The sequence below is a fragment of the Paenibacillus sp. E222 genome, from assembly GCF_013401555.1.
Classification (GTDB): domain Bacteria; phylum Bacillota; class Bacilli; order Paenibacillales; family Paenibacillaceae; genus Paenibacillus.
The window spans coordinates 1,456,399-1,480,544 of sequence record NZ_CP058552.1; the positions used below are offsets into that span (position 1 = coordinate 1,456,399).

Annotated in this window: 18 protein-coding genes and 1 pseudogene; 15 read left to right on the top strand and 4 right to left on the bottom strand. The window is 45.8% G+C overall.

Translation table 11 applies throughout. The features are described 5' to 3' along the window. Positions 1–154: 154 nt before the first annotated feature. Complete coding sequence (locus tag HW560_RS06570) at positions 155–883, top strand: class I SAM-dependent DNA methyltransferase (protein WP_179262450.1); 729 nt, start codon at positions 155–157, stop codon at positions 881–883. A 120-nt stretch (positions 884–1,003) separates the two neighbouring features. Here the strand turns inward: HW560_RS06570 and HW560_RS06575 are convergent, their stop codons facing one another. Together HW560_RS06575 and HW560_RS06580 are read right to left on the bottom strand one after the other, a co-directional pair. Continuing rightward, the gene (locus HW560_RS06575) at positions 1,004–1,783 is read right to left on the bottom strand and encodes an ABC transporter ATP-binding protein (protein WP_090902999.1); all 780 of its coding nucleotides are present in this window, start codon (positions 1,781–1,783) and stop codon (positions 1,004–1,006) included. 85 nt (positions 1,784–1,868) lie between these two features. Then, positions 1,869–3,095: an MFS transporter gene (locus HW560_RS06580; RefSeq protein WP_090903001.1), complete on the bottom strand. Its 1,227-nt coding sequence runs from the start codon at positions 3,093–3,095 to the stop codon at positions 1,869–1,871. 118 nt (positions 3,096–3,213) lie between these two features. On the opposite strand from HW560_RS06580, the gene HW560_RS06585 reads away from it, so the two are divergent. From HW560_RS06585 to HW560_RS06625, 9 genes are all read left to right on the top strand, one after another. Beyond that, entirely contained in the window at positions 3,214–4,113 is a 900-nt protein-coding gene (locus HW560_RS06585) for a helix-turn-helix domain-containing protein (protein WP_177185816.1), read from the top strand. Between the two features lie 474 nt (positions 4,114–4,587). Further along, positions 4,588–5,505 (top strand): ABC transporter permease, encoded by a 918-nt coding sequence (locus HW560_RS06590; RefSeq protein ID WP_256222231.1) that lies wholly within the window; start codon positions 4,588–4,590, stop codon positions 5,503–5,505. Positions 5,506–5,534: 29 nt separating this feature from the next. Continuing rightward, complete coding sequence (locus HW560_RS06595; protein ID WP_090903005.1) at positions 5,535–6,416, top strand: carbohydrate ABC transporter permease; 882 nt, start codon at positions 5,535–5,537, stop codon at positions 6,414–6,416. Positions 6,417–6,471: 55 nt separating this feature from the next. After that, the gene (locus tag HW560_RS06600) at positions 6,472–8,067 is read left to right on the top strand and encodes an extracellular solute-binding protein (protein ID WP_090903007.1); all 1,596 of its coding nucleotides are present in this window, start codon (positions 6,472–6,474) and stop codon (positions 8,065–8,067) included. A gap of 32 nt (positions 8,068–8,099) precedes the next feature. Continuing rightward, positions 8,100–9,083, top strand: coding sequence for a LacI family DNA-binding transcriptional regulator (locus tag HW560_RS06605; RefSeq protein WP_179262452.1), 984 nt, complete (start codon positions 8,100–8,102; stop codon positions 9,081–9,083). Positions 9,084–9,127: 44 nt separating this feature from the next. Beyond that, entirely contained in the window at positions 9,128–10,240 is a 1,113-nt protein-coding gene (locus tag HW560_RS06610; protein WP_179262455.1) for a glycoside hydrolase family 88/105 protein, read from the top strand. Beyond that, entirely contained in the window at positions 10,237–11,319 is a 1,083-nt protein-coding gene (locus tag HW560_RS06615; RefSeq protein ID WP_179262457.1) for a pectinesterase family protein, read from the top strand. The genes HW560_RS06610 and HW560_RS06615 overlap by 4 nt, the downstream gene beginning before the upstream one ends. Before the next feature lie 367 nt (positions 11,320–11,686). Next, positions 11,687–13,258: a chitinase gene (locus HW560_RS34200; RefSeq protein ID WP_306459230.1), complete on the top strand. Its 1,572-nt coding sequence runs from the start codon at positions 11,687–11,689 to the stop codon at positions 13,256–13,258. After that, positions 13,259–15,358 carry a glycosyl hydrolase family 18 protein gene (locus HW560_RS06625; protein ID WP_090903017.1) on the top strand — a complete coding sequence of 700 codons (2,100 nt, stop codon included), beginning with the start codon at positions 13,259–13,261 and terminating at the stop codon, positions 15,356–15,358. It begins immediately after the preceding gene. Between the two features lie 109 nt (positions 15,359–15,467). On the opposite strand, the pseudogene HW560_RS34380 reads toward HW560_RS06625, so the two are convergent. Together HW560_RS34380 and HW560_RS06635 are read right to left on the bottom strand one after the other, a co-directional pair. Further along, positions 15,468–15,738, bottom strand: a pseudogene (locus HW560_RS34380) (integrase core domain-containing protein); the annotation flags it as partial. A gap of 45 nt (positions 15,739–15,783) precedes the next feature. Further along, positions 15,784–15,981, bottom strand: coding sequence for a hypothetical protein (locus tag HW560_RS06635; protein ID WP_090903021.1), 198 nt, complete (start codon positions 15,979–15,981; stop codon positions 15,784–15,786). A gap of 322 nt (positions 15,982–16,303) precedes the next feature. On the opposite strand from HW560_RS06635, the gene HW560_RS06640 reads away from it, so the two are divergent. The 5 genes from HW560_RS06640 (at position 16,304) to HW560_RS06660 (ending at position 23,907) form a co-directional block, all read left to right on the top strand. Continuing rightward, positions 16,304–16,495, top strand: a complete 192-nt coding sequence (locus tag HW560_RS06640) for a plantaricin C family lantibiotic (RefSeq protein ID WP_090903022.1) — start codon at positions 16,304–16,306, stop codon at positions 16,493–16,495. A gap of 228 nt (positions 16,496–16,723) precedes the next feature. Then, the gene (locus HW560_RS06645) at positions 16,724–19,804 is read left to right on the top strand and encodes a type 2 lanthipeptide synthetase LanM family protein (RefSeq protein ID WP_179262459.1); all 3,081 of its coding nucleotides are present in this window, start codon (positions 16,724–16,726) and stop codon (positions 19,802–19,804) included. A 38-nt stretch (positions 19,805–19,842) separates the two neighbouring features. Next, complete coding sequence (locus tag HW560_RS06650) at positions 19,843–21,984, top strand: peptidase domain-containing ABC transporter (RefSeq protein WP_090903026.1); 2,142 nt, start codon at positions 19,843–19,845, stop codon at positions 21,982–21,984. Between the two features lie 229 nt (positions 21,985–22,213). Continuing rightward, on the top strand, positions 22,214–23,170 hold the full coding sequence (locus HW560_RS06655; RefSeq protein ID WP_090903031.1) for an ABC transporter ATP-binding protein: 957 nt from the start codon (positions 22,214–22,216) through the stop codon (positions 23,168–23,170). Further along, positions 23,167–23,907, top strand: coding sequence for an ABC transporter permease (locus HW560_RS06660; protein WP_090903033.1), 741 nt, complete (start codon positions 23,167–23,169; stop codon positions 23,905–23,907). Before HW560_RS06655 ends, HW560_RS06660 begins: the two co-directional genes overlap by 4 nt. Positions 23,908–24,146: the final 239 nt, after the last annotated feature.

Sequence of the window (24,146 nt, forward strand, 5' to 3'; positions counted from 1 at the left end):
GTGCGGCGCCAAGATAGCGCTGGCTGTACTTTTTTTGGTTTCAGGTCTACCGAGGTTGAATCAGGCAAGGGTTTCAACTATAGCTTCCAAAGGTGTATAATCTTCCAGGCTGATATGAAAGCTGAACTTCATCACTTAATGGAGGGGTTGTGCAATGAGCGAACGGGGATCGGATTTTTACGAAAATGGGGCCAATTTCGAGAAGTATATGGAGCGCCGACAGTGGCAGGAGAATGCCAATGATACGTTGGAGAAGCCTGTAATGCTGGAGCTGATTGGAGACGTTGGGGGCAAGAGCATATTGGATCTCGGCTGTGGGGATGCGAGGTTCGGAGCAGAACTGTTGGGTCCCGACCACCGTGGTCGCAGTTATACGGGAATTGAAGGTTCAGTGAATATGATTCAGGCTGCCCATGAATCGATAAAGGGCCAGAACGCACAGATTGAGCAAGCGTATATGGAAGATTGGAGCTATCCCGCGAATACATATGATTTGGTCATATCCAGACTGGCGATTCATTATATTGAGGATGTGGACAGCCTGTTTCGCAAAATATACCACACGTTAAAAGAAAATGGCACATTCGTATTTTCGGTAGAACATCCTGTGATTACGTCAACGCTGCAGCCTTCGGGGGTCCGAACCAACTGGGTCGTCGATCAGTATTTTGTGGAGGGATTTCGGGAGCAGCAATGGCTTGGAGGTACGGTGAAAAAAATGCATCGTTCCATCGAATCCTACTACATGGCATTACAGCAGGCAGGATTTCAAGTACAGCATCTGCGGGAATCGGCGCCTCAGCGTCAGCATTTTGTGAACGAGGAGACGTACCTGCGCAGACAGCGGATTCCGTTGTTTTTATTCCTCTCTGCCCGGAAATAATACACAGAAAACTGTGGATAATTCATAATATAGCCAAACAGCCCAAAAACCTGTCCACATGTGGATAAGATTTTGGGCTGCTTCGACTGTTCTGACTGTGAATAGATATAAACATAAAAATTATTTATCCGATGCTCTGACATAGACACGCTCTCCATGCCGATCTACATCCACAGGTGATTCAAAAAAGTTACTCAGTACGTCTCTGTTCATCAACTCGCTGGTTAATCCGCTATTCACGATCTCACCCCGCCGGAGCAGCAGGCTGTGACTGAACACAGGCAATATTTCCTCGGTATGATGAGTGACGTAGATGAGCGAAGGGGTATCCGGCTTCTGCGTCAGCTCACTGATACTTTCGAGCAGCCGCTCTCTGGAGAACAGATCAAGCCCATTGCAGGGTTCGTCCAGAATGAGTACACGCGGGTTAGCCATCAGGGCTCGGGCAATGAGCAGCTTCTGCTTCTCCCCCTGGGAGCAGGTACGATATTCGCGATCCCACAGATGCTGACAGCCGAGTGTATGCATTAATTCTCGTGCCTGATCCAAATCCTCGTCGGACAGTTTATCGTACAGTCCGATCGTGGCGTGTTTGCCGCTGATCACGACATACTGGGTGCGGTCGGTGCCATACAATTTCTCCTGAAGGGAGGAGCTGACCCAGCCAATCGACTTCCGCAGCTCACGCAAATCCACATCCCCGTAACGGTGTCCGAGCACGGATATCGTACCTTCTGTGGGCCAGAGATATCCGGTGATCATGTTCAGGAGTGTGGTTTTACCGGAACCATTCAGGCCAAGCAATGCCCAATGCTCGCCTTCGTTTACACGCCAGCTGACATCGTTCAGGAGGGTGATCGGTCCCCTTTTCCAAGTAACATGCTGTACATCAATGATCATGGGTTATTCCTTCCTTCTGTTTAGCCTCTGTTTTCATTATTCTGACCTTATTGTAGTCACAAAACGAACGACGTTTCAATGTATATTAGGCGTTTCTTGGCCGATCCCGGCGCAGGAATACAGCACACACCCCGAGCAGCGGCAAAAAAGAACATAGTTTGATGACGAATGAAATGCTGGTCACATCAATCAGGGAACCAAGCACAACCGAGCCGAGTCCCGCCATGCCGAACGACAGGCCGAAGAACAATCCCGATACCGTCCCAATATGACGCGGCAGCAGTTCCTGTGCGTAGACAATGATGACACTGAAACCGGACATCAGAATCAAACCGATGATGCCGCACAATACCATGGAGAGAGCAGGTCCCGCATAAGGCAGCAGCAGTGAAAATGGTGCAGTACCCGCGATGGAGAACCAGATCATCGGTTTGCGTCCATAACGGTCAGCCAGTGGGCCTCCGAGCAGGGTTCCAACCATGCCCGCGAATTGCAGAACGAACAGGCAGATCTGGGCCTGCGAAAGAGGCAGGTTATACGCATCGGCGTAATAAAAGGCATAGTATCCGGTCATACCGGCAATATACACGAATTTGGAAAACAGCAGCAGGATGAGGATACCCATTGTAAAAGCGACAAATCCCCGACTTACAAGCTGGGCAGCAGGCTGCACAATGCCATTTGCCTGTACAGGCTGTTGCTGACGGCTGCGATTATCCGCCAATTTGTCTCTATACCAACGGCTAACGGAAGACTGGATAACGATCCCGATTAGAGCAAAAGCCATGAGCCACAGAAAACTAAGCTGTCCATGCGGAAGCAGGATAAAGGCAACCAGCAGCGGGGCGAGAGCCTGACCTGTATTGCCACCGACCTGGAAGATGGACTGTGCCATTCCGCGTCCGCGACCTGCTGCCAGATGGGCGACGCGTGAGGATTCAGGATGGAGAATGGATGATCCTATGCCAATCAACGCTGCGGAGACAAGCAGCATCCATAACTCGGAAGACAAGGCAAAGCCGAGAACACCGATCAGGGAGAACAACATGCCTCCGGGCAGCAGGATCGGCATCGGCTTGCGATCAGACATATAACCGACCAGCGGCTGTAGGACCGATGCGGTAATATTCAATGTGAAGGCAATCCAGCCCATCTGGGCGAAACTGAGCTGCATCGTTTGCTGGAACAGCGGAAAAGCAGACGGGACAACAGTCTGCATCGCATCATTCAGCAGATGGGCGAAGCTGACTCCGGCAAGCGCCCAATTGGCGGAGTGATTGATTTGCATTTTGCTTACAGCGGCTTGTGCCACGGGAGATCACCTCGAATTATTTTTTTACCATGATAAAAGATACAGACAGATATTGTCTTTGTGAAAAGTGCTTGGAAAGTGAGCACGATTTGCTATAATGTCAGCAGGTGAGGAAACGATGGAATTATACATGATGCTGAATGGATTGGAATTGTGGAAGGCTTCTGGCGGATTCGCCAATGAACCTCATGTGCATGATGACTGGTATCAGGTTACGTTGCCTGTAAGAGGACAATGCCATCTGGTGCAGGAACAGCATGCTTATCCACTAGAAGCAGGACTGGGGATTATTGCGCATCCCCGGATGGAGCACTTTTTCGAGATTGATTCGGATTCCGCGGTGATCGTGATCAAGTTTCGTAATCCGCCAGTTGGCGGCTTGGAGGATTCAGGGAGGCAAGGGGCGCAGACCGAATTTCGGACCACACAAAGCTTCGATCCTGCTGAAATTAGCAGACTGTTTCGAGGCTGGAACGCCATTTTGCTGGACGATGCGCCTGAACCATTGCAGATACAGGAAACGGAGCTTGCCGTAGAGACCTATCTTGGACGGATGCTGACAGGTGAACCAAATGGGAGTAACCGTAACCTGACGCTGGCAACTTCAGGAACAGGTATGGCGGGGAGCGTGGGGGCTGGTCTGGTTTACGGACAGTTTCAGAATCTGCTTCAGCGAACAAGCAGCAACGGCGGAGCGTTCATTGACCCCCATCTGCGGCGCGTGCTGGAGTATATACACAGTGACTATACAAGTCCAATGGATATTGAATCGATGGCGGCGATTGCGCACCAGAGCCGATATCACTTTATGCGTTCCTTCAAGGCACTGACGGGTTCAACGCCGTATCAGTATGTGCTGAATTTGCGTGTGGAGGAAGCCACCCGACGACTGCGCCATACAACAGATTCTGTGACCACTATCAGCTTTGGGTTGGGGTTCTCCAACGTCAGTCAGTTCTACAGAGCGTTTCAGCGCGTGACGGGTGTAACACCGATGGAGTATCGGAACCAGATGTAGAATCCGAAGAGGTTGAAGCCACAGGCACACGTTTCAAAAATAGAACAATCCTGCGCTGCACCAGAACGCTGGTGGAGGCATGACAAAAGCGGGGCAGAACGGGAGATATTCGTTCGTTGCCCTTTTTTCTCGCCTTTTTACCCGCTAATATGTCTCCCAGATCGGCAACAGCATGTAGATCTCTTCGCAAGCAAACACTGATTTTTGTTGTTGCCAAACCAGTTGGTCTTTGCTAAGATGGGAAAAATAGTTTTTTGTAAGCGTATACATTTAGGGTTAAATTACAACGTTGTAATTTTGGTTTTGTGTTTATATCTACGTATTCAATTGTTTGTTATTTGTTGTAATATTCTATTTTGAAAGGGGTTTTATGGATTATTTGTTTAAGGGAATGATCTGAATTGTGCATGAAGTGGTATGTTTATTCCCAAAAATTCAAACGTTGTAATTTTAATGCGAAGGGGAGTCTAAAAGGTGAAGAATCGCATGTCCACGCTGTTCAGCCTGATCAAACGGGATAAATATTTGCTGCTGATGTTCTCACCCATTTTTCTGTATTACGTCATCTTCATGTATGTTCCCATGCCTGGCATGCTGCTGGCCTTCCGTAATTTTATGCCTGGGCAGGGAATGTTCAGCGGGGAATGGGTGGGCCTGAGGTGGTTTGATCAGTTCGTGAATTCCATCTACTTCTGGAGGCTGCTGCGCAACACGTTTTTACTTGCCTTTCTGCCACTCCTGTTCGGCTTCTCTATTCCCATTCTGTTCGCCGTCTGTATTGTAGAGATCAAGAATCAGACGTTCAAGCGTTTCGCCCAGACCGTCACCTACCTTCCGCATTTCATCTCGACCGTCGTTGTCGCGGGCATGATTATTAACTTCCTGTCACCCACGGACGGAATCGTGAACACCCTGATTGCCAAGCTCGGTATGGAGAAAGTGAACTTCATGATGGACGCCGGATGGTTCCGAACGATATTCACCAGCTCCGATATCTGGCAGAGCTTTGGCTTCAGCTCCATTATCTACATTGCAGCCATTATGGGCATTGACCCCGAAATGTACGATTCCGGCAAAATTGACGGCGTCAACAAATTCCAGGAGCTATGGCACCTGACACTTCCCAGCATCAAACCAACGATTGTCATCCTGCTGCTCCTGTCGCTTGGCGGCATTATGAGCGTAGGCTTCGAGAAAGTATATCTGCTCTATAACGGTGCTACTTATGAGACCGCAGACGTGTTATCCACCTACGTGTACCGGATGGGGATTGAAGGACAGAACTACGGATTTGCGACAGCCGTCGGCCTGTTCAACTCTATCATCACCTTTATGCTTGTGTTCGCGGCTAATACGATGACCCGGCGCCTGACCAAGATGTCACTCTGGTAAGACCATATCCCGACCCAAAGGAGACCTGTATGCAAAAATCGAGAAGTGACCGGTTATTCTACGGATTTGTCTACCTGCTGACCATATTGGCGGTTGTCGTTACGCTGTACCCTTTCTTGTATGTGATCAGCGTTTCATTCAGCTCGGTTGATGCGATCGACAAACAAAAGGTTGCGTTGTGGCCGGTAGGCTTCACCTTGTCCGGGTACAAAATGGTGCTGCAATACCGGGAGTTGTGGGTGTCCTTCTATAACACCCTGTGGTACACCGTTATAGGTACACTGCTGAATATTGTAGCTACGTGCCTCGCTGCATTTCCGTTATCCAGACAGCAATTTTTCCTGCGCAGAAAGCTGAACTTTTTCATCGCCTTCACCATGTATTTCTCGGGTGGGCTCATCCCGGTCTACATGCTGATTACGTCGCTGGGGCTATATAACACCCGCTGGGTGATGGTGCTTCCTGTGCTGGTTATTACGTTTAATGTCATGATCTGCCGCTCAGCCTTTGAGGGGATTCCGAATGAAATCTTCGAGAGTGCAAGTATAGACGGGGCTAATGAACTGACGATGCTGTATCGCCTGGCGATACCCATTATCAAGCCAACGCTTGCTGTGCTGACGTTATATTACGCCGTATTCCATTGGAACAACTTCTTCTCAGCCCTGCTATATCTGGGCAAACAGGATATGCAGCCCTTGCAAATGTTCCTGCGCAGGGTGCTGATCATGGCATCACCGGAGGTCATGCAAAAAATGGGTGGCACAATGACCACAGGCGCACTCGCGGTGTCCACCCTTCAGGTCCGGTATGTGTCGATTGTGGTCAGCATTCTGCCAATCGTTACGATCTACCCTTTTATCCAGCGGTACTTCGTCAAGGGGATCACCCTCGGAGCCGTGAAAGGATAGCCTTATTGATCACCATGCACCACCCAAGGTTGTTCATAACAAGGAGGAATAACGGATGATAATCAGAGGGGCCGGAAGAAAAAGTGTTCTCGCGGTGATACTTGCCATCAGTCTTGCAGGATGCAGCAGCAGTACAGGAGCAGGGGGAGATAAGGGCAGTGCTTCACCAAGCTCGGAGCCAGCGTTCAACTACACCGGAGCAGGTCCGGTAACGGACCAGAAAGATGCCAAGCTGTCGATTCTCGGGACCAACGCCTGGACGACCAACGTGGATCTCTCTACTGCCGAGATTGTGAAAAAAATTGAGAGCAATGCCGGGGTAACGGTCGATTGGGATCTCATTCCCCCACAGAACTACGCGGATGCGGTGAATCCAAGGCTTGCGGCCGGAACAGGATTGCCTGATATCGTCTATCTGCCGGATCAGGATCAGCTCATGAAATACATTAACAGTGGTCTGTTTATTCCGCTGAATGACCTGGTGGAGAAGTATGGTGTGAATCTCAAAAAAATATACGACAAATCCCCATCCGTCAAAGCCAGTTTAACGACGCCAGATGGTAAAATGTATTATGTTCCGCAGCAAACGCTTACGAAAAACTACATGCCGGTGTTCATGGTGAATGAACGCTGGTTGAAGAAGCTGGGACTGAATGAACCTACAACACTGGATGAGTTCACAGCGATGCTGCGCAAATTCAAGACAGACGACCCGAACGGTAATGGCAAAGCGGATGAAATACCGTTGTCCATGGAATCCAAGTTTGTGCCGATGGCATTTGGTCCTGCTTTTGGCCTTGATCTGTCCAATCAGTTCTATGCGGATGACCAGGGTAAGGTGCATTTCAGCTATTATGAGCCTGCCTACAAGGAATATCTGACATATCTGAATGGGCTGTACAAAGAAGGACTGCTCGGGGTGGACTATGCCAGTACCACAAGTGATCAGGTGACCTCCCGCATCTCGCAGGATGTAACCGGAGCTACGTTTAATTTTAGCTGGTACATGTCGATGGTCTACAGTCCGCTGTTCAAGGATTATGACCCGGCGGAGCCTATCTTCAAGGGCATTCTGCCACTGAAAGGCCCGCATGGAGATCAGTTTTATATCGGACGTACGCCTGTGAGCGGCATTTTTGGAATCTCCAAGGACAGCAAAAATCCGGAGCTCGCCTTCCGTTTTCTGGATTATGCAGTAAGTGAAGAAGCGCAGACGTATTATACGTGGGGCATCAAGGGTGATACGTATACCGAAGAAAATGGCGTGAAGACATTCACGGACAAAGGCAAGGACAATGACTATATCCAGAAACTCGGCATTGGTCCCGTGAATCTGCCGAACATTCAGTCTACGGATTCGGCCGATTCCGTTGTGGCCGAATGGCATGCCAAGCTCGACAAGGAATTGGAGCCATACATCCACGAGCCGTTTCCATTCGTATATGCTCTGCCGGATGAAGCGAGTGTAGAGAGTATGTCCATGCCGGATATTACGACGTATGTGGAAGAGATGAACTTCAAATTTATAAGCGGTGATACCAGTCTGGATCAGTTTGACAGTTATATCGAGACTTTGAAAAAAATGAACATTGAGCAGGTTATTGCCGGCAGACAGGCGCAATATGACCGGTATAAGGCTGCACAGCAATAAGCTTCCCAAGGGTTGAGAGGTGTTGATTGATTTTGATAACCATTAAGGACATTGCCAAACTGGCGGGAGTGAGCTACAGCACGGTATCCAAGGCACTCAACGGTGATCCCCGCATCAAACCGGCGACGCGGCAGAAGGTGCTCGCGGTTGCGGAGAAGCATCAATATCGAAAAAACATTATGGCACAGCAGCTTTCCACCGGCAGAAGCAACATTATTGGCTTTGTTCTTGATGAACTGAGCAATCCGTTGTTCTCGAATATATCGGGCAATCTGCATGCGGAGCTGAAGAAGCGGGGATACCAGATGATTTTGGTCGTCGCGGATGATGGGCTGGATGTTTTTAGCCAGCTTCGCGTGGATGGATGTATCCTATGGGATTATGCGCTGGATAATCGGGATGCCTTCTGGAAAAAGTTTGCAACACTAAACATGCCATGTTTCGTGCTTGGTACAGATGAAGCCCCGAATTCCCCTTACATCAAGATTGACCGGAAAGAGGGCATATACAAAGCGGTTGAACATCTGAAATCACTGGGACATCACCAAATTGGTTTCATTGGAAACTCTCAAAATATCAAGCTTGAAGGGTATCGGGAAGCGTTGCAGCGCACAGGACTTGAATTTGATCACCGCCATGTGCTGCCTGCACATTCCTCCTGGGAGGACGGATATTTTGCCATTCGGCAGTACACGTTTGAATCGGATTCGCCAACGGCGTTTATTGGCTTGAATAACCTGGTGACCCGAGGTGCGCTGCGGGCTTTGCTGGAAGCGGGCTACAGTGTGCCCAATGATATTTCGTTAATCGGTTATGATGATCTGCCGGATATGCAGTATGCCGAGGTGGCGCTAACCACCATTGGCCCGCCCCTGGATGAACTGGCCGCACAGGCAGCAGAGCTGATCGTATCTTTGATCCGTGATGAGCAGGTGGATTATCCGGTCATTATCCAACCGAAGCTGAATCACCGCAATTCGACGGCGATTTGTCGGCAGCAAGTGTCTGAACATTAAGGATAGGCTAAGTACAACATTCAAGGTCCAGGGAGGGTTCTTTTATGCAAGTACAGACGCAGTTATCTTGGTCGGAGCGAATAGCGGAGATGATTTGCCAGCAATGCGATGGTGATGGCTATCATGTGTTTCCTTCGGAACGGTGGGCATATGTTCAGGGAATGACGTTAATGGCAATGGCACGCACTGGTAAGCAATACGGCAAGGACGAGTATGTTTCTTTTATGAAAAGACATATGGATCTGTATGTCCAGGAGGATGGTTCCATCGGAACGTATTCCCTGGAAGAGTACAACCTGGATCAGATCAATCAGGGCAAGAACCTGTTCGAACTGCTGGAAACTACCGGGGATCAGCGATATGCTGAAGCTGCACATCTGCTCGCAGCCCAGCTCGCAGGACAGCCTCGAACGTCGGAGGGCGGATTCTGGCACAAAAAAATCTATCCGTTCCAGATGTGGCTGGATGGATTGTATATGTCGTCGCCTTTTCTGGCGCAATATGCCAAGATGTTTGATCGGCCAGATCTGTGGGATGAAGTGGCTCATCAGATTTTGCTAATCGAACGCAAGACGCGTGACCCGCGCACGGGTCTGCTCTATCATGGCTGGGATGAATCGAAGGAGCAGATATGGGCCGACTCCGTAACCGGATGCTCCGCACACTTCTGGAGCCGCGCGATGGGCTGGTATGCGATGGCGATCGTGGATAGTCTGGAGCACTTCCCGATCCATCATCCGAAACGGGGCACAATCATTGGCATCTTCGAGCGTATGTGTCATGCCTTGGTACGTGTACAGGAGCAGGAGAGCGGACTCTGGTTCCAGGTGCTGGATCAGGGATTCCGCAAGGGCAATTATCTGGAAGCTTCCGGTTCAAGCATGTTTGTGTACGCCATGGCGAAGGGAGTCCGCCTGCGTTACCTAGAGCCTCATTTCAGGCAGGCTGCAGATAAGGGATGGCAGGGACTGACCTCCCGATTGATGGAGGAAACGGAGAAAGGCGTGAAGCTGAACGCGATCTGTCACGGAGCAGGACTCAGTCTGGATCGGGATGGTTCGTACAGTTATTATGTCGGCGAGCAGATTGTGAGTGACTCGTTCATGGGTGTGGCACCGCTCCTGCTGGCTGCGCTGGAAATGGAGCGATTGCCATGAACAAACCTCTGTCATGCGGGTCAGATATGGATCTGTACAGGAATGGTTACCTGGTTGCTGCGGACGGAAGCGGCGATTTTCCCACCATTCAGGCTGCCATTGATGCGATTCCGGCCGACTGTACTGAAAAGTATACGATTCGCATAAAGCCAGGCACCTATGTTGAAAAACTACACATCGAGAAGCCGAGGGTTCACCTCGTCGGTGCAGGAGCTGATCAGACCATCATCACATATGATGATTATGCGCTCAAAAAGTTCCCGAACGGGGAGTTGTATCATACCTTTCATTCGTACACAGCCTTTATCGGGGCAGATGACTTCACCGCTGAAGGACTTTCCTTCATCAACTCCGCTGGGCCTGGCCGTGAGGTCGGTCAGGCGTTGGCTGTCTACGTGGATGGGGATCGGGCGGCCCTTCGGCATTGCCGATTTATAGGTCACCAGGACACGATCTTTACCGGACCGCTGCCCGAGCAGCCCATTGACCGGAGTTTCTTCGGGGGGCCGCGTGACGGGGCAGAGCGGCGGAAGCTGCGCCAATATTATGAGGACTGTTTCATTGAGGGCGATGTGGATTTTATTTTTGGCTCGGCTACGGCTGTGTTTCAGGGCTGTGAGATTTTTGCGAAGAATCGCTTGAGCGATGCTGCTGCTGCAGAGGGAGAAGTGAATGGCTGGATCACGGCTGCTTCCACACCAGAGGATGCACGTTATGGCTATGTGTTTATCGATTGTGACCTGACCAGCAATGCCCCCCCTCAATCCGTATATCTGGGCAGACCGTGGCGTAATCATGCCAAAGTCTGCTTCCTGAACTGCTGGATGGGGGCGCATGTGAAGCAGGAGGGCTGGCATAATTGGAACAAGACCGATGCGGAAGCAACAGTTGCGTACGTTGAATATCATAGTGCCGGACCTGGGGCGGGAAGTGTGATGGGGAGAGTTCCGTGGGCGAAAATACTCAGTGAGCAGGAAGCGGCTGAATACGCTGTACCTGTTATTTTATCCGGTGAGGATGGGTGGCAACCCTTTGAAGGCCTGCTGTCATTTGAACTTGCTTCCTCGAAGTTAAAATAAACGTGGTAATACATCCGTTACATTAAAAATAAAGGCTGTCTATCAAGTCTCTTAACGACTTGGTAGACGGCCTTTTTGTGCGGTATATTACATTTTTCGCCCCCCATAGAAATAATTTATCCCTTATCTCAATTGCATTTTACTGATTAAATACAGGGTGAGGATCTGTAAATTCCCTGTAAAATTTGGATGGTGTCTGCAAAAAGAGAAAGCGAGAGGGAAGGTCCATTCTTGATAAGGGAAGGGAGTGAAGCGACGCTCATTGTCAGACGGCTTTATAAGCTCTAAGATTGCGGATCACATGTAAGCGCACCAGTGAAGCATTGTTTGCAAGGTGAAAATAACCTGAATACAGGAGGGATTTTGCTTGAATCAAGCTGTTCGATTCCGCCCGGTCATTACATTCGCTTTGGCATTTCTTCTGATTATTACGTGGTTTGCACCAAGAGCAGACGCCGCTGCCCAGTGGCAGGCAGGCACCGCATACAAACAAGGAGATCTAGTAACTTATTTAAATAAAGATTATGAATGTATTCAGCCCCATACGGCTTTGACCGGATGGGAGCCCTCAAATGTACCTGCATTGTGGAAATACGTCGGGGAAGGTACTGGAGGGGGTACCCCAACTCCGGATACGACACCACCCTCCGTTCCTGCAGGTTTAACCTCATCCCTCGTCACAGAGACATCAGTCAATCTTACCTGGAACGCATCCACGGACAATGTGGGCGTAACCGGATATGAAGTGTACCGGAACGGTACTCTCGCGGCGAACACTTCAACGACTACGGCTGTAGTCACAGGACTGACAGCTGGCACCACATATGTTTTTACAGTGAAAGCAAAAGATGCGGCAGGCAATCTGTCCGCTGCAAGCACCTCTCTCAGCGTTACCACTTCCACCGGATCTTCGAATCCTGGGCCTAGCGGCAGCAAATGGCTGATCGGCTACTGGCACAACTTCGACAATGGCTCTACCAATATTAAACTGCGCAACGTGTCAACAGCCTATGACGTTATTAATGTCTCCTTTGCCGAGCCGATTTCACCCGGCAGCGGAACGCTCGCTTTTACTCCGTATAACGCTACGGTAGAAGAGTTCAAGTCGGACATTGCATACCTTCAAAGCCAAGGGAAGAAGGTACTGATTTCCATGGGGGGAGCCAATGGCACGATTGAGCTCACCGATGCGACCAAGAGACAACAGTTCGAGAATTCCCTCAAATCCATTATTTCGACTTACGGATTCAATGGTCTCGACATCGATCTTGAAGGAAGCTCCCTGTCTTTAAATGCGGGTGATACCGACTTTCGCAGTCCAACGACTCCGAAGATCGTTAACCTGATTAACGGCGTGAAAGCGCTTAAATCACACTTTGGTGCCAATTTTGTTCTGACCGCTGCACCGGAAACGGCCTACGTACAGGGCGGATATCTGAACTATGGTGGTCCTTGGGGGGCGTATCTTCCAGTGATTCATGCCTTGCGCAATGACCTGACCCTACTTCATGTGCAGCACTATAACACCGGTTCGATGGTGGGGCTGGATGGACGTTCTTACGCTCAAGGGACAGCCGATTTCCATGTCGCCATGGCCGATATGCTGCTTCAAGGGTTTAACGTAGGTGGAAGCTCGGGTCCATTCTTTAGCCCTCTGCGTCCGGACCAAATTGCGATTGGCGTACCAGCTTCCCAGCAAGCGGCTGGAGGTGGCTATACGGCGCCAGCTGAGCTGCAAAAGGCATTGAATTATCTGATCAAAGGAGTATCATACGGCGGTTCCTATACCTTGCGCCAGCCTGCGGGCTATGCCGGACTCAAAGGCATTATGACCTGGTCAATCAACTGGGACGCGTATACGAATAACCAGTTCTCGAACGCACATCGTCCATTCCTGAATGGGCTTAGCACGCAAAAGACAGAGGAGGTTGTGTATTAAATGATACATTTAAATAAACACACTGCTTTTAAGAAGACTGCAAAGTTTTTCCTTGGTCTGTCCCTGCTCTTATCCGTCATCGTTCCTTCCTTCGCGCTCCAACCTGCTACGGCCGAAGCAGCAGATTCTTATAAAATTGTTGGTTACTATCCGTCCTGGGCTGCGTACGGCAGAAACTATAATGTAGCTGATATCGATCCGACCAAAGTGACGCATATCAACTATGCTTTTGCTGATATTTGCTGGAACGGCATTCATGGAAATCCGGACCCTTCGGGCCCCAATCCTGTAACCTGGACCTGTCAGAATGAAAAAAGCCAAACGATCAATGTACCGAACGGAACGATTGTGCTCGGCGATCCATGGATCGATACGGGCAAGACATTTGCAGGGGATACGTGGGATCAGCCCATTGCAGGTAATATCAATCAGCTTAACAAGCTGAAACAAACCAATCCAAACCTGAAGACCATCATCTCCGTCGGAGGATGGACGTGGTCCAACCGTTTCTCTGATGTAGCCGCCACTGCTGCAACCCGAGAGGTCTTTGCGAATTCCGCCGTCGATTTCCTGCGGAAGTACAATTTTGACGGGGTAGATCTGGATTGGGAGTACCCGGTCTCAGGCGGACTTGACGGTAACAGCAAACGTCCTGAAGATAAGCAAAACTACACCCTTCTCTTGAGCAAAATCCGTGAAAAGCTGGATGCAGCAGGAGCTGTGGACGGCAAGAAGTATTTGCTTACGATTGCAAGCGGTGCGTCTGCGACCTATGCTGCCAATACGGAGCTTGCAAAAATTGCTGCCATCGTCGACTGGATTAACATTATGACATACGATTTTAACGGGGCTTGGCAAAAGATCAGCGCACATAATGCGCCATTGAACTATGATCCTGCGGCTTCCGCCGCTGGCGTGCCAGATGCCAATACATTTAATGTGGCAGCCGGGGCACAAGGGCATCTGGATGCAGGTGTACCGGCCGCTAAACTCGTGCTTGGTGTTCCATTCTACGGTCGTGGCTGGGATGGATGCGCACAAGCAGGCAACGGACAGTATCAGACGTGCACGGGTGGTTCTTCCGTTGGAACATGGGAAGCAGGCTCTTTTGATTTCTACGATCTGGAAGCCAATTACATCAACAAAAACGGGTATACGCGTTACTGGAATGACACAGCCAAAGTGCCATATCTCTATAATGCGTCCAACAAGCGCTTTATCAGCTATGACGATGCAGAGTCCGTTGGATATAAAACGGCTTATATCAAGAGCAAAGGACTCGGCGGAGCGATGTTCTGGGAGATCAGCGGTGACCGTAACAAAACACTCCAAAACAAACTGAAAGCAGATCTGCCTACCGGAGGTACAGTGCCACCAGTAGATACGACGGCACCAAGCGTACCCGGAAATGCCCGTTCGACAGGCGTGACGGCGAATTCGGTGACGCTGGCCTGGAATGCTTCAACGGATAATGTAGGCGTTACCGGGTATAACGTCTATAATGGCGCTAATCTTGCGACATCGGTCACCGGAACAACAGCAACGATCAGTGGACTTACAGCGGGGACTTCATATACTTTCACGGTAAAAGCAAAAGATGCAGCAGGCAATCTGTCTGCGGCCAGTAATGCTGTAACTGTAAGCACAACGGCTCAGCCGGGAGGTGATACGCAAGCGCCAACTGCTCCGACGAACCTTGCGTCGACGGCGCAAACCACATCCAGCATAACGCTGAGCTGGACAGCATCCACTGACAATGTGGGTGTAACGGGTTATGACGTGTACAACGGAACGACACTGGCAACAACGGTAACCGGAACGACGGCAACGATCAGCGGGCTTGCGGCGGATACCTCGTATACATTTACGGTAAAAGCAAAGGATGCGGCAGGCAATGTGTCTGCAGCGAGCAACGCGTTAAGCGTGAAGACGGCCGCTGAAACGACGAATCCTGGCGTATCGGCTTGGCAGGCCAACACAGCTTATACTGCGGGACAACTGGTCACATATAACGGCAAGACGTATAAATGCTTGCAGCCACACACCTCCTTGCCAGGGTGGGAACCATCCAACGTGCCCGCATTGTGGCAGCTGCAATAGTTAAAAATTTAATTGCAATATTTTTAATTGAAGCGCGCAGTAGACAAGAAAAACCACCGATCTTTGATCCGGTGGTTTTTTGTTCATATGAACGAAACTCTCGCCGTGGTTAGCATTCTGCAAAAGGTAGGCTGAGGCCAACAGGCCAACACTGGGGATTTTTAGTCCATTGGTTGTAGTAGATCATATAGGCTTTACCTTCTTGTTTGGCTTCATCCAGTTTTGGCTCAGTTCTTTAACGAGATTTCATCCTTAAAATGACCAAAGAACGACTCCTGCGGTGCGTTATCCCAGCAGTTCCCTAGTCTGGACATCGATTGACCAAGCCCCATACGTTTCACTGTCTTCTGAAAATCTGGATGAGTGTAGTGAGTTCCTTGTCTCCTTGCTCCTGGTAACCTGCTCTCCATCGGTCGGCTGCGACTTTAATCCGGGTCATGTCGATGATCTGAACATCGAATCCACAGACTCAAAATTTCTCTGGGCAGCTTTCCTTGTTGATTTGATGCAATAAATAGTTGTTTGAATTCGTCCGTATATGCGATTCCCTTGGTCGATACAGATTTCACATAGAGGTTTACAGAAAGTTGCTCTACTTCGCTTAATCCTAATCCTTTGCTCATTCTGAGCAATCTCCTATTCAAAGAATTTTACGTGATTGTTTTAGTTTCTTTAGGCTCAGTCTTTTAATTAGCTTGATGAGGTTAAAAAATTCGAAGTGTATATCTCCTAAATTTCGATATAAATGTATATGAATTTCCGAATAAACTCATTATATCGCATTATTCTTAAATATATCTATTAAACCTATTTACTTCCATATACCCATGTGGTAATATTACCCATATAAGGATTTAGACCTTAAACGTCAATAGGAACACTATTATCATATTGAACAATGAATACCCTGCTAAGCAGGTTGAGTTATGAAAGGAGGTGAAAACTATGAAATTGAAAAATCAAATGGAAAATACTAATGCAGCTACATATAATCCAGTGGGAAGTGTGCTATCTGAATTGACAGACACTGAGATGGATACAGTGGCTGGTGGTGCTCAAGCACAAGGCTTTACAGATGGTAATTGTGTTTCTACCATTACGGCTGATTGTACTCCAGGATGGACATGGGTATGTTAATAAACAGCTGAATTCAGAGGTTAGTGCAATCTTTGGGAATAATAGGCTAGTTGATACACGGTAGTAACAGAATGATAATGCAGTTAGGTTTGACATGGATTCTATAAGGAGGGCATTCTGCTGATATTATCGGAGCATTATAAATGATGCTGCCGAGTATACAGCTAGAAATGCCCTCTTATCCTTGTAGGTATGGTTTCTAAATTATCGAAAGGTTGTTATTATACGGTGATAAATACTAGTGAAAAGATAAAATATTGGGCAAAATTTTTCTATGATAAGGAAGAATATTTGGAAAAGAGTCTCAAAGAAGTGTCGAATCTCGAAGTTGAGACTATTGTAAATTCAAAAAGAATAGACTCATCATGGGAACTGCAGTGGGAAAAGTTGTTGTTGAGTGACTCATTGGAAGACTATCTTCCTGCTACTCCGCCTGCATTTTGGGGATTTGCTGAACGTTTTTTCTTACTTGCTATCAATAAATTGGGAGAAAATATAAAAATAAGTGATTCAGATTCTCTTATTTTACATACAAGTAGTTCTTTTTTTAAAAGGCTGCTTCCTTCATTATTCGAAAGAATCATGGATTGCAGTTACAAAACTTTAATATTGGAATTGAATGTATTAAGTAATCAGGGACTTCTACAAGGAGAAACTCCAGAAAAGAGGTACCAGTACTTTGAAAATTTGCTACATGATCGAGAGTATTTAAGACAACTAGCCAATGAATACCCAGTACTAATACGTTCATTGCTTCGTATAACTGAAAGATGGGCAGCCCATGTTAGTGAAGTATTAGATAGGTTTAAGGCGGATTATTCGAAAATTGTTTCACATATGCCTGAGGTGAACCAGTTCGGAAAGCTTGTCCAGCTGCATATTGGGGTAGGCGATACTCATGATGGACGAAGTGTGACGATTTTAGAGTTTACAACGGGACGCAAATTAGTATATAAACCTCGTTCACTAAGGGTTGATATAGGATATTATCGAATTTTGTCGTGGATGCGACAGTTTGGTGTTCCACACATGAAAATGATAGAAAATATAGATTGTGGAAGTTACGGCTGGACAGAGTTTGTAGAGCATTCTGAGTGCAAATCCATTGAGGAAATTAGTGAATTTTACAAAAACATGGGCGTGAACCTGGCTATTATGTACATGTTTAACGCCACAGACTTCCATTATGAGAATATTATTGCGCATAGATCTAGCCCTGTTGTAATTGATCTAGAATCCTTATTTCATAGACATATAAGTACGAAGAAATTTGAACATGATGCCAATGGTCATGCCTATGAAATTATATCTAATTCTGTGATGTCTTCTGGTATGTTACCACAGTACATTTTTAAGTCAGATACGTACTCAGGTGTAGATATTAGTGGTATTTTCGGATACGGTGGAAAAAAAGTACCGAATGTACTGAACCTCACTCACAGAGGGACGGATCGAATGAGGCTAGAAAGAGGAATGGGGGAATCCGGAAAGACCCGCAATCTTCCAGTTTATAATAATGAAGTTGTAGATAGTTATCGTTATACTAGCGACATTGAACAAGGTTTTGCTCAGGCTTACAGGATTATGATGGGAAATAAGCACAAACTGAAAGAAATGATCCGAGATTTTGATGGCGTTAGAGTTAGAGTAATCGTGCGAAATACTAGAGCGTATGGGGAACTAATGCGTACCCTATACCATCCTGACTTATTGCGAGACGAATTAGATCGTAAAGTTGTTTTGCATCGATTATGGTTACAATGCTTAGCTGATCCCAAACATTTAAAATTTGTTTCCCACGAGATGCGCGATATTGAAGACGGTGATATCCCTATCTTTTACACTTCTCCGTCTGAAAGAGATGCTTGGTCATCTAATAGTGAACGAATTCCCCAGTTATTTGAACAATCAGGTATAGAGGTTGTAATAAACAAAATCGATAAAATGGGCGAGAAGGACCTAAAAGAACAGTTACAGTTATTAAATATGTCTGTTTTGGCATCTAAGCCTGATCTTTATACTTATTGTTTTCCTGAAATTCAATTAAAAAATTCAAACGATGTGCTAAGGTCTAATTGGAAAGACGAGTATGTCCAATTAGCTACTTCAATTGGAGAAAGTTTGGTTCAATCGGCAGTTATATCTTCAAATCCAGCAGCTGATGATATAACATGGATTGGTTTAGTAGCCCATGGTGAGGATGAAAGAAAACTGAGACTAATTCCAGTAGGAAATGATCTTTATAATGGGAATGGTGGAATTGCCCTGTTTTTGGGTTATTTATCTGAACTAACTGCAAATAACAATTATAAATATATGGCCCGAAAAGCATTACAGCCGTTGATAGAAATTATGAGGAATACGTACCGATCAAATGCTGTATCGTTAAACATTGGGGTATTTGAAGTTGGTAGCATTGGCGGTGGCGTATTTGCTACCTATCAATTGTCACGCTTATGGAATGATGAAGAGCTACTCCAAACGGTTAAAGAATTCCTTCCTTATTACTGTAACCTTATTGATGAAGATAACTCATTCGATTATATCGGTGGAGCAGCTGGAGCTATTGATGTACTTTTACATGTATATCATGGAACCGGATGGATACAGGCACTGCAAGGAGCAGAGAAATGTGCAGAACATTTGCTTCAGAATGCTCAAACATTGCCAGATGGTAGTATGGTTTGGTTGACGACACCGAATAGTAAGCCTTACGTAGGCTATTCTCATGGCGTATCTGGAATTATTGCATCATTATCATCGTTGTACAGAGTAACTCAACATAAAAAGTACATTGAATATATCGAAAAAGGACTACAGTATGAGCGTACAAACTATTGTGCTGAATTGAAAAATTGGATTACTCCTAATGATACCGCAAGGGTAACATGGTGTCATGGTGCACCAGGTATATTGTTATCTCGACTACGATTGTTGGAAAATGGGTATTGGGATGCACATATTGATCAAGAGATTAGTATTGCGCTTGAAACAACTCTTAAATTAGGCTTTGGGACAGAACCTGTTTATTGTCACGGAGATTTTGGACAATTGGAAATATTACTTTATGCTAATTCAGTTCTGGATCGTAATGAGGATACTATCGATGTAGTCAGAGCGTATCTGCTCAGACTTCTAAATGACCAGCCATGGAATAACACAGGTGTTCACCGTGCATTTGATATTAAAGGATTAATGGGTGGTCTTTCGGGTATTGGATTTGGGCTATTAAAACAGGCATTTCCGGAAAGAGTTCCTAACATTTTAAATCTGGAAAATGATAAATTTTTCTCTTCCATTTCTGGGTAAATGGCGATCTTAAATCAAGTCCGAAGGGAGAGAGTGTAATGGCTCGTCGGCGTGTACCCTATGTCGAGCAGATGCATCAGTCAGAGTGTGGACTTTGTTGCCTTGCAATGATATCCGCATACCATAAAAAGGAAGTTTCATTATCTCGACTACGTGAACGGGCAGACGTTGGACGGGATGGTACAACGTTGTTGCAACTAAAGAAAATTGCTGTGAGCATAGGCTTTGATGTTAAAGCTTATCGCATTGAACATATGGATCAATTTCATTTAAAGCAAGTTTCTTTACCAGCAATTCTACATTGGAATCAAGGGCATTTTGTAGTTCTGGAAAAGATAGATAACAATTATGCTCGTATTGTTGACCCGCGTTTTGGGAGAATTAAGCTGTCATTAAAGAATTTCAGCGAGCAATTTTCTGGATTTTTAATGACAGTGGGATTAACCGAACGAATCGACATTGAGAAAAGCCCAAATATTTGGTTAGATGTTTTAGTCCATGTAAAAGCACATAAAAATCTGTTTGTATATGTTTTTCTTATTACACTAGCTTTGCAATTCATAGTTATAGGTATGCCGTTATTCATGAAGCATGTTATTGATGAAGTTATGATCCCTAAAAACTCCAGTTTATCTATAACGATTTTTATATCTGTAGTCGGTTTTCTACTTGCTTACATGATAATTACATTCGTGCGCAGTCGTGTTTTGGTTCGATTACACAATGCTTTGGACTATGAGATGCAGACACGCTTTTTTTCACATTTATTGAAGTTACCTTTTCCGTTCTTCTTACTGCGTTCTTATGGGGACATGCTTTTTCGAATGAATAGTTTGGTCACAATTCGAAATCAGCTGTCAGGCGCTCTGATTACAGGTATATTGGATAGCTTCATGTTATTTGTATTGTCTGGTTATATGTTGTTCATATCTCCATTGCTTGCGATGATTGTATTTTTGCTTGTGAGCATAAATATTTTGTTAGTAATTTTCACTAAACAATACGTAGCCGAGATTAATCAGCAACAAGTGGTGGCTACGACAGAAGTACAAGCAGTGCAGACAGAGATGCTGTACGGTATTATGGGTGTGAAAATATCGGGGACAGAACAACAAGTATATTCCCAATGGCTTAATAAATTCAAACATTTATTGCAAGTATACCGCCGTAAGGAAAATTTGAATAGCTACATTACAACAACTAGCAATGGATTGCAATTTATGTCACCACTCATTGTGCTAAGTATCGGCGTTATGTTAATTACAGGGGAATACAGTTCTATGACTGTTGGTATGGTAGTCTCATTTCAAGCGATTGCGACTCTTCTTTTTACTACATCATCAAGCCTCATGAATACGATAAATTCATATATTCTTACGACTACTATTTTGAAACGAATTCATGACGTGTTGGAAGCTCCACCTGAGCAGAATGAAGGTAAACTGCAATTAAAAGTACTAGGTGACATCAGACTATCACATGTTAGTTATTCCTATTCAAAGTATAGTCCGATCGTTATAAATGACATTTCATTACACATCAAATTAGGACAGAAGATAGCCATTATTGGACAATCCGGCTCTGGAAAATCAACTTTAGCTCATTTGATCATTGGGTTATTTGCCCCGTTATCCGGTGAGGTATACTATGATGGTTATGGAACATCGGATTTGGACATGCAATACGTACGTAAACAGATGGGTATAGTGCCGCAGGATATATCATTATTCAATCGTAGTGTGTTTGATAATATTGCCATGCATCAGGATGGTGTAACTATGGATGAGGTAGTTCGGGCAGCAAAAGCAGCAAATATCCACGATGAAATAATGTCGATGCCTATGCAATATCAGACCGTTCTAGCTGAAATGGGTAGAAATATTTCAGGAGGACAAAGACAAAGAATTGCTTTAGCCAAAGCAATTTTAAATAACCCATCTGTACTTGTATTAGATGAAGCAACGAGCGCATTGGATCATATAACTGAGGCTCGAGTAGATGCATATTTATCAAGTATTAAATGCACACGAATTGTGATTGCCCATCGGTTATCGACGGTTATGAACAGTGACATGATTATTGTCTTGGAGAATGGAAGGGTTTGTGATGTAGGAAATCACAATCAGTTGTTACATACTTCAGACTATTATCAATATTATTATAAAGAAATGAGTTCATAACTGGTTTTTATATGACGGCTTTTCAATCAAGTAGATTTGAGGATCTCATGGACTTATTCTCCTGTGTGAATGTAGTTGTTTGTGACTTTATTCTACACGGATTAGACCATGGGCTCTTTTATTTTTTTAGAAAAGATGCTGTAACGGATATTGCAATCTGTAATATACAGGATGTTCTTGTTGAATTAAACAAAATTAGGCTGCACAGATACATTGAGGAGGGAGACATTTGAAAACCATATTATCGGTAAAGCACCTAACGAAAGAAATTAAGGGCAAGTTGATTGTGCAAGACATATCGTTTGATGTGGCAGCAGGGGAGATTATCGGACTACTTGGTGCCAATGGAGCGGGCAAGACAACCACGATGAAGATGATGGTTGGTCTAAGCAAAGTAAGTGCCGGGGACGTTCATATTGCAGGTTATAGTATTAAGACTAATTTCTCTAAAGCCCTCCCTAATGTCGGAGCAGTGATTGAAGCCCCTGCATTCTATCCATATTTAAGCGGATATGAAAATCTACGCCAATATCAGCGGTTGCACAGAAATGCAAGTAAAGATTGGCTGTTAGAGGTGGCTGGCCTAGTCGGGATAGAATATGCGCTTAAGCAGCGAGTAGGCACGTACTCCATGGGAATGAAGCAAAGACTCGGTATAGCACAAGCACTACTCCGTAAACCAAAGTTGCTAGTTTTGGATGAGCCAATGAACGCACTCGATCCTGCTGGTGTGCGGGAAACACGAAACTACTTAAATCGAATTGCTGCCGACTTGGGCGTAGCAATTGTAATCTCCAGCCATCAACTATCAGAGATCGAGCAGATGGCGCGCAGAGTGATCATTATACAGCATGGTCGTTTAGTGACAGAACAGCAAATTGGTAATGGTATTAATGATGACACCTTCTGTATTACTCTTCATATTGATAACATTGAGCGATCAAGAGAAGTTATGGCCAACTTATATAGGCATGAAAAAAATACATTGGAATATAAGCATATGGATAAATTATCCAATGGTCTATATTCTATTACAATAGCTATTGATGAAGGTCAAGTTCCAAAGCTCATCCGAACATTATGTGATGCTGATGTGAACGTTCATCGGGTGTTTCCGGCACATACCAGTTTAGAGGATAAGTTTTTAGAATGGACAACTGTGCAAGGTGGGGGTGAGTTAAGTTGATATGGAATGAATGTTTGAAGATAGTGAATAAAAAAGTCTTTATTTTTTCACACCTTGGTTTTATTGTGATGACGTTACTGTTGTCTTCGTCGTACATCAGTGGTCTTGAGGCTGATGTTACAGTGGCTCAAATGGTAGGTTCTTTGCTTAGTTTATCGGGAATGCTTGTTATTTTACCTTGGGCGATAGTTATGTCCCCTCTTATTTGGACGGATGAGTATCTTTATGGTACTCTGAAACAGCTATTTCTGCATACTTCTTCGCGCATACGGTTGTATTTTGCCAAAATTGTTGCGATGATCTTGCTCATCAGTTCGGGTGTTTTTAGTATATTCTTGATTTCTTTGGTATTGAATCTCTTGGCAGTTCCACAGAACATTCAATGGGGGGACATGACAGTTGTTATATACACTATCGGAGCTCTCGTATTGCAATGCTGCCTATATGCAAGCTTAGCATCTTTTATAGGCGTATGGACGAGATCAGCTGCTTTCGGGGTAGGCGGAAGCTTAGTGTTATACTTTTTTCAGTTAATATTTGGAAATAGCCTCTTATCCATATCATGGACGCACATTCTATTCATTCATCACGATGATTTAAGTGTCTACTGGAGCACATCACAACATAGATCAGAATTAGTTGGCTTACCTATATCGTTAATGATAGACATCATCTATATTATATTTTTCTTTGCAATTGGATTATGGTTCTTCGTTAAGGAGAGAGGGGCAGAATAAATATCATTCGGAGCTTAAGGGCTGTAGGATGACTTGAAGCCTTGTGGCTATGATAGCCAACATGACTAGGCTTTTTTTTGTACTCTACGCTGAAAGGAACAATCATTCGGCAAAATATAGGGATCAAAATCATAAATCCACTTATTACAGACTCGTTAAAAAAGCAGTAGCCGTTCTAGGAACCAAGAAGTTCTAGACCTGCTACTGCTTTTTATTGTGCTCTCGTACCCGTCCCAGAC

Bases quoted from the DNA above. Each gene is read 5' to 3' on its own strand.
- HW560_RS06570 (WP_179262450.1), top strand. From the start codon at position 155: ATGAGCGAACGGGGATCGGATTTTTACGAAAATGGGGCCAATTTCGAG.
- HW560_RS06575 (WP_090902999.1), bottom strand. From the start codon at position 1,783: ATGATCATTGATGTACAGCATGTTACTTGGAAAAGGGGACCGATCACC.
- HW560_RS06585 (WP_177185816.1), top strand. From the start codon at position 3,214: ATGGAATTATACATGATGCTGAATGGATTGGAATTGTGGAAGGCTTCT.
- HW560_RS06595 (WP_090903005.1), top strand. From the start codon at position 5,535: ATGCAAAAATCGAGAAGTGACCGGTTATTCTACGGATTTGTCTACCTG.
- HW560_RS06600 (WP_090903007.1), top strand. From the start codon at position 6,472: ATGATAATCAGAGGGGCCGGAAGAAAAAGTGTTCTCGCGGTGATACTT.
- HW560_RS06610 (WP_179262455.1), top strand. From the start codon at position 9,128: ATGCAAGTACAGACGCAGTTATCTTGGTCGGAGCGAATAGCGGAGATG.
- HW560_RS06615 (WP_179262457.1), top strand. From the start codon at position 10,237: ATGAACAAACCTCTGTCATGCGGGTCAGATATGGATCTGTACAGGAAT.
- HW560_RS06625 (WP_090903017.1), top strand. From the start codon at position 13,259: ATGATACATTTAAATAAACACACTGCTTTTAAGAAGACTGCAAAGTTT.
- HW560_RS06635 (WP_090903021.1), bottom strand. From the start codon at position 15,981: ATGAGCAAAGGATTAGGATTAAGCGAAGTAGAGCAACTTTCTGTAAAC.
- HW560_RS06640 (WP_090903022.1), top strand. From the start codon at position 16,304: ATGAAATTGAAAAATCAAATGGAAAATACTAATGCAGCTACATATAAT.
- HW560_RS06650 (WP_090903026.1), top strand. From the start codon at position 19,843: ATGGCTCGTCGGCGTGTACCCTATGTCGAGCAGATGCATCAGTCAGAG.